Raw genomic sequence first — 16,151 nt, 5'->3', positions numbered from 1 at the left:
CGCATGACTTCATCGCGCTTCTTCAAGATCGCGCTCGTGCTGGGCCTCTTGTCGGCCATCGGCCCGTTCGCGATCGACATGTACCTGCCCGCGCTGCCGGAGATCGGCGCGAGCCTCGGTGCCGGCATCGGCCCGGTGCAGATGAGCCTGACGGCCTTCTTCATCTCGCTCGGCGTCGGGCAACTGCTGTACGGGCCGGTGTCGGACATGGTGGGACGCAAGCCGCCGCTGTACTTCGGGCTCGGGCTGTTCGCGCTGGCCAGCATCGGCTGCGCGCTCGCGACCGATATCCAGACCCTGATCGCGCTGCGCTTCGTGCAGGGCCTGGGCGCCGCGGCCGGCATGGCGATTCCGCGCGCGGTGGTGCGCGACCTGCACACCGGCAACGATGCGGCGCGGCTGATGTCCTTGCTGATGCTGGTGTTCAGCGTGTCGCCGATCCTGGCGCCGCTGGCCGGCAGCGGCGTGATCGCCTTCGCCGGCTGGCGCGGCGTGTTCTGGGCCGTGATGCTGGCCGCCGTGGCCGGCCTCGCAATGATGAGCGTGATGCTGAAGGAAACGCGGCCGGCCGAAGAGCGGGTGGAAAGCAGCCTGGGCAGCGCGCTTCGCGCCTACGGTGTGCTGATGCGTGACGCGCACTACCTCGGCCTGGTCTTCATCGGCGCCTTCGCGATGGCCGGTTTCTTCACCTACCTGGCCAACTCCTCCTTCGTGATGATCGACCACTACGGCCTTTCGCCGACGCTCTACAGCCTGGCCTTCGGCATCAACGCCGCTGCGTTCTTCGGTGCCGCGCAGCTCAACGGCGCGCTGTGCGAGCGTTTCGGCATCGTGCGCGTGGTCAAGGCCAGCGTGAGCGCCTGCGGGCTCGTGATGGCGGCGATGTTCGCCTACTACCTGGCCGGCGGCGACCGCCTGGCGGTGCTGATCGTGCTGTACTTCGTTGCCAGCGGCTTCATGGGCTTGGTCATTCCCACCACCTCGGTGCTGGCGCTCGAGAAGCACGGCGCGATCGCCGGCACGGCATCGGCCCTGCTGGGCACGCTGCAGATGCTGACCGGCGCGGTGGTGATGGCGGTGATCGGCCTGTTCACCGACGGCCGGCCCTTGCCGATGGTGACGGGCATGGCCGCCGGTGCGCTGATCGCGGTGGTGCTCACATGGTTCACGCTCGGCGGTCGGCAACCGGCGCCTTATGCAGCGCGCTGAGCCGGTGACCGGAACGCCAACGCCCGTGCTCGACGGCCTGCCGCTGCCGCAGCGCCGGCACGCGATGCTGGTGATCATTCTCGGCATCGCGGTCGCGGTGCTCGACGGCACCATCGTCAACCTCGCACTGCCCGGGATCGCGCGCGAGCTCCATGCCGATCCGGCGCATGCGATCTGGGTGGTCAACGCCTACCAGATCGCCACGCTGGTGATGCTGCTGCCGCTGGCCTCGCTCGGCGACCTGGTGGGCTACCGGCGCGTCTACCTGGTGGGCATGGCGCTGTTTGCCTTTGCCTCGCTCGGCGCCGTGCTGGCCGATTCGCTCGCGACGCTGATCGCGGCGCGCGCGGTGCAGGGGCTGGGTGCGGCCGGCATCATGAGCGTCAACGCGGCGCTGGTGCGGCTGATCTATCCCAGGGCGCAGCTCGGCCGCGGCATGGCGATCAATTCGATGGTGGTGGCGACCGCATCGGTGGCAGGGCCCTCGGTGGCGGCCGCGATCCTGTCGGTGGCTTCCTGGCCCTGGCTGTTCGTGCTCAATGTGCCGCTGGGCGCGCTGGTGCTGGCGCTGGGCTTCTACGCACTGCCGGCCAACCGCGTGGCGGCCGCGGCTGGCGCGCGCTTCTCGTTCGTCGACGTGGCGCTCAACGTGCTGATGTTTTCGCTCATCTTCATCGGCGCCGACCGGCTCGGCGTGCGCAGCAGCGACGCAGGGCAGGGCGCGCAGCCCATCGCCTGGGCGCTGCTGCTGGCCGGCGTGGCGGTGGGCTTCGTCTACCTGCGGCGCCAGCGCGCGCTGGCCGTGCCGCTCTTTCCGGTCGACCTGCTGCGCATCCCGGTGTTCGCGCTCTCGATGGGCACTTCGGTGGCGGCCTTCTGCGCGCAGATGCTGTCCTTCATCGCGCTGCCTTTTCTGCTGCTCGACACCTACGGGCGCTCGCATGTGGAGGCCGGCCTGCTGATCACCGCCTGGCCGCTGGCGATCGTGGTGATGGCGCCGATCGCGGGCCGGCTGATCGGCCGCTATCCCGATGGCCTGCTCGGCGGCATCGGCCTCGGCCTGCTCGCCGTCGGCCTGACCTTGCTCGCGGCGCTGCCCGCACAGCCGGGCAATGCCGACATCGTCTGGCGCATGGCGCTGTGCGGCCTGGGCTTCGGCCTGTTCCAGTCGCCCAACAACCACACCATCGTGACCTCGCCGCCCGCGCATCGCAGCGGCGCCGCGAGCGGCATGCTGGGCACGGCGCGGCTCACGGGCCAGACCCTGGGCGCCGTGATGCTGGCCGCCATCTTCAGCGTCTGGAGCCCGCACGACGGCAAGGGCCAGGTGATCGCGCTGGGGCTGGCCGCCTGCTGCGCGGCCGTGGCGGCGGTGTGCAGTGCGTTGCGCACGCGCGAACCCAGCGCCCGCCACGCCTGAGCGGCGCTCCCTTGCTTCAGCGCCGTGCGGCGGCCGTGACGATGCGCCCCAGCGTTGCCACCGCCCGCTCGCTGCGCGCATCCCACGGATGCCCGTAGTTGAGCCGCAGGCAGTTCGGGAAAGCGCGCTGGGCCGAGAAGATCGGTCCCGGCGCAATGCTGATGCCTTGCGCGAGCGCCTCGCGGTGCACTGCCAGCGCGTCGACCTCGGGCGGCATCTCGATCCAGAGGAAATAACCACCCGCCGGGCGCGTGGCGCGGGTGCCGGACGGAAAGTGCTGCGCGATGGCCTGGGCGTAGGCGGCCTGCTGGTCGACCAGCGTGCGGCGCAGCTTTCGCAGGTGCTTGTCGTAGCCGCTCTTCTCGAGGTAGCTCGCCAGCGCCGCCTGCGCCGGCGCGGAGGTGCTGAGCGAAGTGCCCAGCTTCAGGCGAGCGACCGCGCGTGCCAGGCGCCCCGGCGCGGCCCAGCCGATGCGCCAGCCCGGCGCCAGGCACTTCGAGAACGACGAGCAGTGCATGACGATGCCCTGCGTGTCGAAGGCCTTCGCCGGCGGCGGCCGCTTGTCGCCGAAGTAGAGCTCGCCGTAGACGTCGTCCTCGATCAGGAGCACCTCGTGGCGCGCCAGCAGTTCGACCAGCGCCTTCTTCTTCGCATCCGGCATCAGGCTCCCCAGCGGGTTCTGGAAGCCGGTCATCAGCCAGCAGGCCTTGGGCCGATGGCGCAGGATCGCGCGCTCCAGCGCGTCGAGCTCGATGCCTTCGCGCGGATGGGTCGGGACCTCTATGGCCTCCAGCCCGTTGCGTTCCAGCGCCTGCAGCGCGGCATAGAAGGTCGGCGATTCGATCAGCACCGCGTCGCCCGGGCGCGTCGCGGCCTGCAGGCACAGGTTGAGGGCTTCGAGCGCGCCGTTGGTGATGACGATCTCGTCCACGGGAACGTGCACGCCGTCGGCCAGGTAGCGCCGCGCGATCTGCCGGCGCAGGCGCGCATTGCCGGGCGTGAGATCGTCCACCGCGCTCCACGGGTCGAGCTGCTGCGCGCTGGCGGCCATGACCCGGCCCAGCCGCTGGAGCGGAAAGAGCAGGGGACTCGGGAAGGCCGAGCCCAGCGGCACGACTTCGCGCACCATGGTCGATTCGAGGATCTCGAACACGCGCTCGCTGACGTCGAGCGAGACCGCATCGTCCTCGGGTTGCGACGAGGTCTCGGGTTCGGGAGGCCGCTGTCCCGCGCCCGCGGCCACGTAGTAGCCGGAGCGTTCGCGTGCGCGCACGAGCCCTTGCGCCTCCAGCAGGTAGTAGGCCTGGAACACGGTGGAAGAACTCACGCCGCGGCTGGCGCGGGCCTGGCGCACAGAAGGCAGGCGGTCGCCGGGTCGCAGCACGCCGGCGCGGATGGAGTCCGCCATGTCGGCGGCCAATGATTCGTAGCGCTTCATGCCGCTTTGGTTATCTGCATTTCGCATCTATCCTGAGTGTCCTGTTTCCCTGATTGGAGCAGCATCCAAATGAGCGAGAGATACGATTCCATCGTGATCGGGACCGGGCAGTCCGGGCCTTCATTGGCCGTGCGCCTGGCGCAGGCCGGCCGCAAGACCGCCATCGTCGAGCGCAAGCTGTTCGGCGGCACCTGCGTCAACACCGGCTGCATCCCCACCAAGACCTTGATCGCGAGCGCGCGGGTCGCTTACCTGGCGCGCCGCGCGGCCGACTTCGGCGTGATGGTCGAGGGCTTGCGCGTCGACATGGCGCGCGTCAAGGCACGCAAGGACGCCGTGGTGCGGGCCTCCAACCAGGGTGTGGAGCAATGGCTCAAGGGCACGCCGAATCTCACGGTCTACCAGGGACATGCGCGCTTCGAAGGCCCGCGCACGGTCCGGGTCGGCGACGCGCAGCTCGAGGCCGGCGAGATCTTCATCGACGTCGGCACGCGGGCACATGTGCCGGACCTGCCCGGCCTGGGCGAGGTCGACCATCTCACGAACGGCGCCATGCTCGAGCTTGACACCTTGCCCGAGCACCTGGTGGTGGTCGGCGGCAGCTACATCGGCCTGGAGTTCGCCCAGATGTACCGGCGCTTCGGCGCCCGCGTCACCGTCGTCGAGATGGGCCCGCGGCTGATCTCGCGCGAGGACGAGGAGGTGTCGGCGGCGATCCGGGAGATTCTCGAAGGCGAGGGCATCGAGGTCCGGCTCAACGCCAAGTGCATCACCTTGGCGCGGCGCGGCCGCGGCATCGGCGTCGGACTCGACTGCCAGGACGACCCGCACGAGATCGAGGGCTCGCACCTGCTGCTCGCGGTCGGACGCCGGCCGAACACCGACGATCTCGGGCTCGACCAGGCGGGCGTGAAGACGGATGCGCGCGGCTACATCACGGTCGACGAAGAGCTGCGCACCAGCGTGCCGGGCATCTGGGCGCTGGGTGACGTCAACGGCCGCGGCGCCTTCACCCACACCTCGTACAACGACTACGAGATCGTGGCGGCCAACCTGCTCGACAACGATCGCCGCCGCGTCTCCGATCGCGTGCCCGCCTATGCGCTGTACATCGATCCGCCCCTGGGCCGGGCCGGCATGACCGAGCGCGACGTCATGCAGGACGGACGCCGTGCGCTCGTTGCCAGGATGCCGATGAGCCGTGTCGGCCGCGCGAAGGAGCGCAGCGAAACGCAGGGCTTCATGAAGGTCCTGGTGGACGCTTCGAGCCAGAAGATCCTCGGCGCCGCGATCCTCGGCATCGAGGGCGACGAAGTCATCCACTCGATCCTCGACGTGATGGTCGCCGGCGCACCGTACACCGTGCTCCAGCGGGCGATGCACATCCATCCGACCGTCTCGGAATTCATTCCCACGCTGCTGGGCAAGCTGGAACCTCTGGGAGCGCTCGCCTCATGACGCAGATCGGCAAGCCGCCGGGCGACGACACGCTGATCCGGCACGGCTGCGAAGCGATGCCGTGCCCGAAGGCCTCCAAGCCCTGGGTGCTGGCCGCGGCGATCGTCGGATCGAGCATGGCCTTCATCGACGGCACGGTGGTGAACGTGGCGCTGCCCGCGATCCAGAACGATCTGCGCGCGACGGCCTTCCAGGCCCAGTGGGTGGTGGAGTCCTATGCGCTCTTCCTCGCCGCGCTGCTGCTGGCGGGCGGCGCGCTCGGCGACCGCTTCGGACGGCGGCGCATCTTTGCCCTCGGCGTCGTGATCTTCGCGCTGGCCTCGGTGGGCTGCGCGCTCGCGGGCAGCGTGCAGCAGCTCATCCTCGCGCGCGCCGTGCAGGGCATCGGCGGCGCCCTGCTGGTGCCTGGCAGCCTGGCGCTGATCAGCGCCTCCTTTCCCGAGAAGGAGCGCGGGCGTGCGATCGGCACCTGGTCGGGTTTCAGCGGCATCACGGCCGCGGTTGGGCCCGTGCTCGGCGGATTCCTGGTCGACCACTACTCGTGGATCTGGGCCTTTCTCGTCAATGTGCCGATGGCCATCGCGGTGCTCCTGATCGTATGGCGTCATGTCCCGGAAAGCCGCGGCAGCGCCGCCGATGGCGAGCTGGATTTCTGGGGTGCAGCACTCGCCACCGTCGCGCTCGGCGGCATCGTCTATGCGTTCATCGAAGCGCCCACGCAGGGCTGGAACTCGCCGGCCGTGCTGGCGGCGCTGGCCGCGGGCATTGCGACGAGCGCGGCCTTCGTGGTGGTCGAAGGCCGTGTCCGATCGCCGATGCTGCCGCTTTCGCTCCTGCGCATCGGCAATTTCGGCGGCGCCAACCTGCTGACGCTGCTGCTCTATGCGGCGCTGGGCGGCGGGCTCTACTTCTTTCCGCTCAACCTGATCCAGGTGCAGGGCTACTCGGCCACGGTGGCCGGCGCGGCGCTCCTGCCCTTCATCCTGATCATGTTCGCGCTCTCGGGCTGGGCCGGGCAACTGGTGGACCGCTTCGGCCCGCGGCTGCCGCTGGTGGTGGGCCCGGCCATCGCGGCGGCGGGCTTTGCGCTGTTCGCGGTGCCGGGCGTCGGCGCCAACTACTGGACCGCCTTTCTTCCGGCCGTGGTGGTGCTCGGCTTCGGCATGACGATCACGGTCGCGCCGCTCACCACCACGGTGATGAACGCGGTCGGGCCGGATTCGGCGGGCATCGCCTCGGGCGTCAACAACGCGGTGTCGCGCGCGGCCGCGGTGCTCGCGATCGCGGTTTTCGGCGTGGTGATGGCCTGGGCCTTCGATGCGATGCTGGCCCAGGGCCTGCGCGAGGCGGGCGCGTCGGCGGAGACCCGCGCCTTCTTCGAAGACCAGCGCAGCAGGCTCGCCGGCGCAGAGATGCCGCCGGGCATCGACGCGGCCGCTGCGGCGACGCTCAAGAAGGCGGTCGCGGAATCCTTCGTGGCCGGGTTCCGATGGGTCATGCTGCTCAGCGCCGGCCTGGCGCTGCTGAGCGCACTGAGCGCCTGGATAATGATCGGCCGCGACCCCGATCGCGCGGCTGTTCCCGCCTCTGCATCCCGATAGCGGGTTAGCGCGCGGCGTCTTCCATCGGCCTCGGCCTACGTCCTTTGCGTTAGCGCGCATGGCCGATAGGCAAAGCACTACCCCGCATCGACACTGCGCCTCGTGTTTGCCCATTCACCGACGTTGTCGGACGCAGGAGGAATGGCAATGATCCAAAGTTGCTGGGACGCCGCGAAGTTGTTGCCGCTTGTTGCCTGCATGCTTCTCGCGGCATGTTCTGACGCGCCGCGGCCCGGTGAGGTGTTCGATGAGGCGAAGCAAGCCGGCCGCGATGCGGCCTCGTTCCCGCATGCCTCGGAGCCTTACTTCCGCGACATGGACGGCGGCATCGCGCTCTCGCCCGAGGAGGAGAAGGGGCGCAACATGTGGCTGGTCTGGAGCGGCGGCAATGACCGCTTCTGGACCCTGATGACCGACTACACCTTCGGTGCCTTCGACCTGTTGAAGGTGGTCAGCACCCATCCGAGCCTCGGCTACTCGCGTGCCAGCCGCTGGGAATATTTCGGCCTGGTCAACGAGCCCTGTTTCCAGCCTGCCACCGGCCCCGACAAGAACCGCCGCGGCCTGTGGCTCGACCTGCGCAGCAAGGACTGCGCGCCCGACCCCTTCGAGAACGAGAGCAAGTACCCGGGCGTGAAAATCGGTTCGCGCGGCAAGCCCCTCGGCGACGGCAGCACCCAGCCGGTGGGCTCCTTCTACGGGTGGGGCACCGGCATTGCCGGCCTGCGCCTCTTTCCCAACCCGGCCTTCGACGAGAAGGCGGCCAAGGAATGGGACGCCGAGAAGTACTACACCGACCCGAACTACTACAACCGCAAGGATCTGGTGCGGCCCTACCGCGTTGGCATGTCCTGCGGCTTCTGCCACATCGGGCCCAGCCCGGTGAAGCCGCCGGCCGATCCGAACAACCCGAAGTTCGAGAACCTCAGTTCTTCCGTCGGCGCCCAGTACATGTGGGTGGACCGGCTCTTCATCTACAACGCCAACAAGCCCGAGGGCCGCAAGAATTACATGTACCAGCTGGCCCACACCTACCGGCAGGGCACCATGGACACCTCGCTGGTTTCCACCGACAGCATCAACAACCCGCGCACCATGAACGCGGTCTACGACTTCGTCGCGCGCCTGGAGATAGCCAAGCGCATCGGGCAGGAAAAGATCGACGGCGGCGAGCTCGACAACAAGCAGTTCAACGACTATGTGACGAGCGGCCCGCTGACCGAATTCTTCAACAAGTCCGAGGCCACGGTTCGCACACCCCATGTGCTGAAGGACGGCGCCGATTCGGTGGGCCTGCTGGGCGCGCTCAACCGGGTCTATCTCAACATCGGCCTGTTCAGCGAAGAGTGGCTGCTGCACTTCAATCCGGTGGTCGGCGGCAAGACGATCAGCCCGATCCCGATCGTCACCGCGCAGAAGAATTCGAGCTACTGGCAGGCGACCGAGGCGGGCACGCCGAACACGGCGCTGTTCTTCCTGAAGGGGGCGAAGCCCGATCGCCTGAAGGACGCGCCAGGCGGAGACAAGTACCTCGCCGCCGGCGAGACCACGCTGGAGCGTGGCAAGGTGGCCTTCGCCGACACCTGCGCGCGCTGCCATTCGAGCAAGGCGCCGTTGCCGCCGCCCACGCTCGAGCTCACGGCCGGGAAATGCGCCGGACCCGGCTACGTCGATTGCTTCAAGCGCTACTGGACCTGGACCCAGACCGACGACTACAAGGCGCAGATGCGCAAGATCGTCCAGGCGCCGGACTTCCTGAAAGACAACTACCTTTCCACCGAAGCCCGCGTTCCGGTGACCCTGCTGCGCACCAATATCTGCAGTCCGCTCGCGACCAACGCGATCAAGGGCAACATCTGGGACAACTTCTCCTCGCAGACCTACAAGAGCCTGCCATCGGTCGGCACCGTCACGCTGCGCGATCCATTCACCGGCGAGCTGCGGCCCTACGCCATGCCGGGCGGCGGGCGCGGCTACACCCGCGTGCCCTCGCTGATCAGCGCCTGGTCGACCGCGCCCTTCCTGCTGAACAACACGGTCGGTCCCTTCGACAGCAGTCCTTCGGTCGAGGCTCGCCTGAAGGTGTTCGAGGCCTCGATCGAACAGATGCTGTGGCCCGAGAAGCGCGAGCGCGATTCGGAACTCGGCGGCAAGGCGGTCGGCTTCATCGACCGCACCACCGAGCGCAGCACCGTGACCGTGCCGATCGGCTTCGTGCCCGAGGCGATGCAGCCCCTGCAGGGCCGGCTGCATCGCTGGTTCCCGTGGCTGGTCGAGCAGGACGGCGACATCGTGCTCGGGCCGATTCCGAAGGGTGTTCCGGTGGCCTTGCTGGCCAACCTCAAGCTGCGTGCGGAGGGCGATGGCTTCGGCGAAAAGGCCTCGCATGTGCGCGACGTGGGCGAGCTGCTGATCAAGCTCAAGCTCGCACTCAAGAGCGCGCCGGACGGTGCCTCCGACGAGCAGCTGCGCGAACACTTCGCCAGCCTGCGCGGCCCGATGATGGAGCTGAGCAAGTGCCCGGACTTCGTGGTCAACCGCGGCCACTATTTCGGCACCGCGCAGTTCAACCAGCAAGAGGGCTTGAGCGAAGACGAAAAAGCCTTCGGCCGCGAACCGGAGCTCGGCGACGACGACAAGCGCGCGCTGATCGCCTTCCTCAAGACTTTCTGAACATCACCTGCGCCGAGGCCATGTCCGATGCCGAATCAGCTGCCTGGGACTACGTGATCGTCGGCTCGGGCGCCGGCGGCGGCACGCTCGCGGCCCGCCTGGTCGAGGCCGGCATGCGCGTCTTCCTGCTCGAAGCTGGAGGCGATCCGCGCGCGGCTGCCGAACGCCTGCCCGAGGACTACGACGTGCCGGCCTTCCATGCCTTCGCCTGCGAGAACGCGGCAATGAGCTGGAACTTTCGCGTGCGCCACTACGCCGACGAAGGCCGGCAGGCGAAGGATTGGAAGTACGAAGCGGGGCAGGGTGTGCTGTACCCGCGCGCGGCCGCGTTGGGCGGATGCACCTCGCACAACGCGATGATCTTCATGCTGCCGCACGATGCCGACTGGAACCACGTCGCGCAGCTCACCGGTGACCGTTCCTGGCGCGCCTCGCGGATGCGCCGCTATGCGCGGCGCGTGGAAGATTGCCGCCACCGGCCGGTATGGCGAGCCCTGCGTCATGTGGGGCTCGATCCGACGGGACATGGATGGGGCGGCTGGCTGCGCACCGAAAAATCGATCCCGCTGTCGGTGCTGGGCGACGAGGGCCTGGTGCGCGTGCTGCGCGACACGGCCAGCGTCTTCACGAGCAGCCTGCCCACGCCCTTGCTCAGCACCCTGCGCTGGCTGCGTAGCGGACTGGGCGACCCCAACACGCGCCGCCTGCGGCCGGGCAGCTTCGAAGGCATCTGCTACACGCCGCTCGCCACCTCGGAGCACCGGCGGGCCGGCGTGCGCGAGCGGCTGCTCGATGTGGCGGCCAGGCATCCGGGCCGCTTGCAGCTGGAGCTCGATGCGCTGGCCACGCGCGTCCTGTTCGACGCCGACGGCGCGGCTTGCGGCGTCGAGTACCTGAAAGGCAAGCGGCTGTACCGGGCCCATGCGGCACCCAGCAGCGCAGAAGGCGTGCGGCGCGACGTGCGCGCGCGGCGCGAGGTGATCCTGTGCGGCGGCGCATTCAACACGCCGCAGCTGCTGATGCTGTCCGGTATCGGCCCGGCCGCCGAACTGGAGGCGCACGGCATTCCGCTGCAGAAGAACCTGCCCGGCGTCGGCCGCAATCTGCAGGACCGCTACGAGGTCGCCGTCACGCACCGCATGCGCGAGCCCTGGGAGGTGCTGGAGGGTGCGCGCTTCGATCGCGACGACACGCTGTGGCGCCACTGGCACGAGGAGCGATCGGGCATGTATGCCTCGAACGGCGCCGCGCTCGGCGTGGTGAGCCGCTCGGCCACGGCCGATCGGACCGGACAGGAGCCCGACCTCTTCTGCATGGCGCTGCTGGCAGGCTTCGAGGGCTACTTCCCCGGCTTCTCGAAGCGGGTTCGCGATCAGCCGGACCAGCTGACCTGGGCCGTGCTGAAGGCGCATACGCTAAACCGCGCCGGCACCGTGCGCCTGCGTTCGGCCGATCCGCGCGACACGCCGCTCGTGAACTTCCACTACTTCGAGGAAGGCGACGACCAGGCCGGCGAGGACCTGCGTGCCGTGGTGCAGGCGATCCGCTTCGTGCGCCGGATGACGGCGCCGCTGCTCGCCAAGGGATGGATCGCCGAGGAGCTGGCGCCGGGGCCGGCCGTGCAGAGCGACGAGGCGCTGGCCGACTACGTGCGCAACACGGCATGGGGCCATCACGCTTCGTGCTCCTGCCCCATCGGCCCGCCTGAGAAGGGCGGCGTGCTCGACAGCGCCTTTGCCGTGCACGGCGTGCCACGGCTGCGTGTGGTCGATGCCTCGGCCTTCCCGCGCATACCCGGTTTTTTCGTGGCGGCCGCGGTCTACATGATCGCGGAGAAAGCGGCCGATGCGGTGCTGCGCACAGCGATGCGCACACCACTTTCGGCAAGTTGACGGCCTCCCGACCCAGGGCCGACACTCTGTGAACGACGGGTCTTCAACGAGGGGAAAGCCCATGGCCTATGACGTACAGCAACTGCTCGACATGTCGCAAGAGAAGCTCGACGAGCTCTTTCGCGCCAGCCCGCCGGGCGACATTCCCTCGGGCGAAGCCGAGGGCACCGCGATCATCGCGCCCGGGACCCGCTACACCGAGTCCATCGCCAAGATGATCAACTTCTTCGGATGGCAGGGGAAGGTGTTCGATGCCGAGAAGGGCGTGCTGAAGAACAAGGTCAGCCCCTTCGGCGTGCAGGCCATCGTGGCCAAGGTCTACAAGGGCGACAGCTGGCTGGACCAGAAGGAGTGCATCGTGCTCGACTACTCCGAGACCTCGCTGGTGGCCCACTGGATCCGCGACGAGATCCGCCTGATCTCTCCGGGCTTCTATCTCGGCAAGGTGTACTGGGGCAAAGAGCGGCTGATCGATTTCTGCCTCAAGTTCTAGCGACGCCGATGCGGTGACTCCCCAATCACACTTCATGGTGGTCGCAGCCATCGCCCCCGGCCGCGAAGCCAGCCTCCGGAAACTGCTGGCCGCCATGAACGTGAGGCCCGGTGTGGTCGACCCGGCCAATACGCTGCTGCCTTTTGCTGCCTTCCCGCGATTGCATTTCGCGCGCTTCGCCGTGCTTGGCGATGCGACCATGGCCGACCTCGAGGTCTTCGGCCTGCCGCGGCCCAGGCTGCCCATCTATCTGGTGTTCATGGGCGACTGCGACGGGCCCGGACGGGAGCAGCTGGCCGAGCTGGTGCAGCGCGCCGGCGAGGGTCTGCGCCGCATCTTCTCGCACTGCAAGGCCCTCGATCTGCGCGACGATCTGCTCGACTGGCTCATCGAACACGACCGGCCGGTGGCTGCGCCCTACGTCAACTGGATCGGGCGCACCGTGCAGCAGATCCGCGAAGAGAGCGCATTGCAGCGCGCCTTGTCGGCGCGGGTGCCGCGCGGCGTGACCGACGCCGCCGTCGATCCGCAAACGATGCGGCGCCAGCTGCTGGCCTTCGCGCGCGCCGAGCAGGCCGCCGGACGCCTGGTGCTGACTCCGCCCGCGCAGACGCCGCTCGACTGGCAGATCCGCAATCTCCTCCATGCGATCGGCCTGCCGCTCGCCGGGCTGGTCCTGCTGCCGTTGCTGATCGTGCTGCTGCCGGTCTTCCTGGTGCTGCTGCGCCGCCACGAGAAGCGCGACCCCGAATACTATCCGCGGCCGCGCGCAGCCGCCGTGCGCGAGATGCAGGAGCTCGAAGACCACGACCTGAGCAACAGCTTCACCGCGCTCGGGCCGGTCAAGCCGGGCCTGTTCCGGCGCTGGCTGGTGCAGCTGCTGCTGGTGCTGATCGCCTACGCCTGCCGCCATGTGTTCGGCCGCGGCCACCTGGGGCGCGTGCGCACCATCCATTTCGCGCACTGGGTCTTTCTCGACGACAAGACCCGCGTGCTGTTCGCGAGCAGCTACGACGGCAGCCACGAAAGCTACATGGACGACTTCATCAACAAGGTCGCATGGGGCCTCAACCTGATCTTCAGCAACGGCTTCGGCTGGCCGCGCACCGACTGGCTCATCAAGGGCGGCGCGCACCATGAGCTGCGCTTCAAGTACTACCAGCGCGGCCACCAGCTGCCGACCCAGGTCTGGTACAAGGCCTACCCCGGTCTCACGCTGGCCGATCTGGACCGCAACCGGCGCATCCGCGAAGGCTTCGAGCGCGTGGAGATGAGCGATGCGCAGGTGCTCGCATGGCTGAGGCTGCTATGAGCATCGAGTTCGAAGACATCCAGGGCCTGGTGCGCTTCGGCTACAAGCACCTGACGCAGGCCTGCTTCCTGCTGCTGCGCATCCGCGATGCCGGGGCCGCGCGTGCCTGGCTCGCGAACGCGCCGGTCACCAGCGCCATCATGCGCAAGCCGCCGCCCCGGACAGCCGTGCAGATCGCCTTCACTTGCGCGGGCCTGCATGCGCTGGGCGCTGCGGAGGACATCGTCGAAGGCTTCTCGGCCGAGTTCCTGGCCGGCATGAGCAGCGACGAGAGCCGCGCGCGGCGGCTCGGCGACCTCGGCGCGAACGACCCCGCGCGCTGGCAGTGGGGCGGCGCGCAGGACCGCATGCCGCACGTGCTGGTGATGCTCTATGCGGTGCCCGGCGGGCTCGACGAGTGGCTGCGGACCGTCCGTGCGCAATGCGAGGCGGGCTTCGAGCAGTTGGACTGCCTGAGCACCTCCGACATGGACGGCGTCGAACCCTTCGGCTTCGTCGACGGCATCTCGCAGCCGCGCATCGACTGGGAGCGAGAACGCGCGGCGCACGACGAGGAACAGTTCGATTACACCAACCTGTCGTGCCTCGGCGAGTACCTGCTCGGCTATCCGAACGAGTACGGCGCCTATACCGATCGGCCCCTGCTGGACCGCGTGCGCGATCCCGCGGCGCTGCTGCCGCGCGCCGAGGACGACGCGGACAAGGCCGATCTCGGGCGCAACGGCAGCTACCTGGTCATGCGGCAACTGCGCCAGGACGTCGAAGGCTTCTGGCGCTTCGTCGGCGGCCAGGCCGGCGGCGACGCTGCCTTGAGCGAGAAGCTGGCCGAAACGATGGTTGGCCGCACCAAGAAAGGCAAGCCGCTGGTGGAGCCGTCCGGCGAGACGGACGATCTCAATGCCTTCACCTACGACGGCGATCCCGAAGGCATGCGTTGTCCCTTCGGTGCGCACATCCGCCGCAGCAATCCGCGCAATGCCGATCTGCCGCCCGGCTGGTCGGATCCGATCTCGCGCCTCGTGCGCAGGCTCGGCTTCGGTTCGGACGCGCTGCGCAACGACCTGATCGCCTCGACGCGCTTCCACCGGCTGCTGCGCCGGGGCCGCGAGTACGGCGGAGCCCCGGGCGAAGACGTGGGACTGCACTTCATCTGCCTGGGCGCCAACATCGCGCGCCAGTTCGAGTTCGTGCAGGGCGCCTGGCTGGCCGGCACCAAGTTCGACGCCCTGCCCGGCGAGGGCGATCCGCTGCTCGGCCATCGCCTGGCGGGGGCGGACGGCATGCCGACCGATGGCTTCTCGATGCCCGCGGCCTCGGGGCCCGATCGGCGCCTGACGGGTCTTCCGCAATTCGTGACCGTGCAAGGCGGTGCCTATTTCTTCCTGCCCGGCATCCGTGCCTTGCGCTATCTGTCAAAGGTGCAGCCATGAATTCGAATGTCAGCCGTCCCGCGCCGCGGGCCAACACGGGTTCTTTGCTGAAGAATTTCATCAGCGATTCGGGCCTGGCCCTGCTGCGGCTGGAACGCAGGTTCGATCCCTTCGTTCGCCCGGCCTTCGACGCGGTGCTGCGCGATCCGCTCGCGCGCCTGACCACGGCGCTGATCAACAGCCGGCGGCCCGACGAAGGGCTCGCGATCGCGCAAGAGAAGCTCATGGTCGACGAAGAGAGTTTTACCGACTCGATCGTGCGGAGCTTCACCCGGCAGATGGGCGACCTCTGGAAGCCCGGCGGCTTCGAGCGCGGCGGCAACACCAAGACGCAGGGCATCGTGCGCGGCGAGTTCACCGTGCACGAGGACATCCCCGAGCACATGAAGCGCGGCATCTATGCCAGGCCCCAGACCTTCAGAGCCTGGGTGCGCTTCTCTGGGCCCGGCCCCTACATCACGCCCGACATCGACGACGTCGGCTTCATGAGCATCAGCATCAAGCTTCTGGGCGTGCCCGGCCCGAAGCTGATGGAGGAGGAGAAGCACACGCTGGACATGTTCGGCGTCTCCACGCCCACCTTCGTGACGCCCGATGCCAAGGCCAACGCGGCGCTGCAGATCGAAAGCGTGAAGAACGCGCAGATCTTCTACTTCGTCAACTTCCGCGACTCGCATGTGCTGGACCTGATCATGCAGTCGCTCTTCATCAAGACGCAGTCCAGTCCCTTCGAGGCGCCGTACTTCAGCTGCGTGCCCTACCTGATGGGCGAGGGGCAGGCGATGCAGTACTCGGTGTGGCCGAAGACGAAGAAGCGCACGCCGATCCCGCGGCTGCCGCTGCGCCCGCCGGACGACTACCTGCGCCAGGCCATGGTGGCTTCGCTGGCCGAGGGCGACGTCGAGTTCGACATCCGGCTGCAGATGCAGACCGACCCGCATCGGATGCCGATCGAGAACGCCGGCGTGCTGTGGCCCGAGAAGCTGTCGCCGCGCATCACGGTGGCCACGCTGCGCCTGCCGCGCCAGACCTTCGATTCGCCGGCGCAGATGGAATTCGCGAAGAGGCTCTCATACAACCCCTGGCACACGATTGCCGAGCATCGGCCGCTGGGCAACCAGAGCCGCGCGCGCAAGAGGATGTACTGGGAGCTTTCGCAGCTGCGGCACCGGATGAATGCGGCGCCGCATTTCGAGCCTACGGGGGATGAGGTGTTCGAGTAGGC

General features: G+C 68.4%; 11 protein-coding genes. 10 read left to right on the top strand and 1 reads right to left on the bottom strand.

The window, feature by feature from the left end; all coding sequences use genetic code 11:
- Window positions 1-3 precede the first annotated feature (3 nt).
- Window positions 4-1,209, top strand: a complete 1,206-nt coding sequence (locus tag ACSQ86_RS14515; RefSeq protein ID WP_093110066.1) for a multidrug effflux MFS transporter — start codon at window positions 4-6, stop codon at window positions 1,207-1,209.
- On the top strand, window positions 1,196-2,629 hold the full coding sequence (locus ACSQ86_RS14510) for an MFS transporter (RefSeq protein ID WP_436304112.1): 1,434 nt from the start codon (window positions 1,196-1,198) through the stop codon (window positions 2,627-2,629). The genes ACSQ86_RS14515 and ACSQ86_RS14510 overlap by 14 nt, the downstream gene beginning before the upstream one ends.
- 16 nt (window positions 2,630-2,645) lie before the next feature.
- Here ACSQ86_RS14510 and ACSQ86_RS14505 read toward each other — a convergent pair whose 3' ends face one another.
- A complete protein-coding gene (locus ACSQ86_RS14505) occupies window positions 2,646-4,067 on the bottom strand; it encodes a PLP-dependent aminotransferase family protein (protein WP_436304111.1) in 1,422 nt (473 codons plus the stop codon).
- A gap of 69 nt (window positions 4,068-4,136) precedes the next feature.
- Here ACSQ86_RS14505 and ACSQ86_RS14500 point away from each other — a divergent pair, with 69 nt between their 5' ends.
- From ACSQ86_RS14500 to ACSQ86_RS14465, 8 genes are all read left to right on the top strand, one after another.
- Window positions 4,137-5,525, top strand: a complete 1,389-nt coding sequence (locus ACSQ86_RS14500) for an FAD-containing oxidoreductase (protein ID WP_436290327.1) — start codon at window positions 4,137-4,139, stop codon at window positions 5,523-5,525.
- Window positions 5,522-7,126, top strand: coding sequence for an MFS transporter (locus ACSQ86_RS14495; protein WP_436309004.1), 1,605 nt, complete (start codon window positions 5,522-5,524; stop codon window positions 7,124-7,126). The genes ACSQ86_RS14500 and ACSQ86_RS14495 overlap by 4 nt, the downstream gene beginning before the upstream one ends.
- Window positions 7,127-7,273: 147 nt before the next feature.
- The gene (locus tag ACSQ86_RS14490) at window positions 7,274-9,799 is read left to right on the top strand and encodes a hypothetical protein (RefSeq protein WP_436309003.1); all 2,526 of its coding nucleotides are present in this window, start codon (window positions 7,274-7,276) and stop codon (window positions 9,797-9,799) included.
- Window positions 9,800-9,819: 20 nt separating this feature from the next.
- Window positions 9,820-11,691: a GMC family oxidoreductase gene (locus ACSQ86_RS14485; RefSeq protein WP_436309002.1), complete on the top strand. Its 1,872-nt coding sequence runs from the start codon at window positions 9,820-9,822 to the stop codon at window positions 11,689-11,691.
- A gap of 61 nt (window positions 11,692-11,752) precedes the next feature.
- Entirely contained in the window at window positions 11,753-12,184 is a 432-nt protein-coding gene (locus tag ACSQ86_RS14480) for a hypothetical protein (RefSeq protein ID WP_093110073.1), read from the top strand.
- A gap of 13 nt (window positions 12,185-12,197) precedes the next feature.
- Window positions 12,198-13,496 (top strand): hypothetical protein, encoded by a 1,299-nt coding sequence (locus ACSQ86_RS14475; RefSeq protein WP_436309001.1) that lies wholly within the window; start codon window positions 12,198-12,200, stop codon window positions 13,494-13,496.
- Complete coding sequence (locus ACSQ86_RS14470) at window positions 13,478-14,926, top strand: Dyp-type peroxidase (protein ID WP_436309000.1); 1,449 nt, start codon at window positions 13,478-13,480, stop codon at window positions 14,924-14,926. Before ACSQ86_RS14475 ends, ACSQ86_RS14470 begins: the two co-directional genes overlap by 19 nt.
- Window positions 14,923-16,149: a catalase family protein gene (locus ACSQ86_RS14465; RefSeq protein WP_436308999.1), complete on the top strand. Its 1,227-nt coding sequence runs from the start codon at window positions 14,923-14,925 to the stop codon at window positions 16,147-16,149. Before ACSQ86_RS14470 ends, ACSQ86_RS14465 begins: the two co-directional genes overlap by 4 nt.
- The last annotated feature ends 2 nt before the right edge of the window (window positions 16,150-16,151 follow it).

This window comes from Variovorax sp. LjRoot130, assembly GCF_964253755.1.
Lineage (GTDB): Bacteria > Pseudomonadota > Gammaproteobacteria > Burkholderiales > Burkholderiaceae_C > Variovorax.
This window is presented reverse-complemented; position numbering and strand designations above follow the sequence as displayed.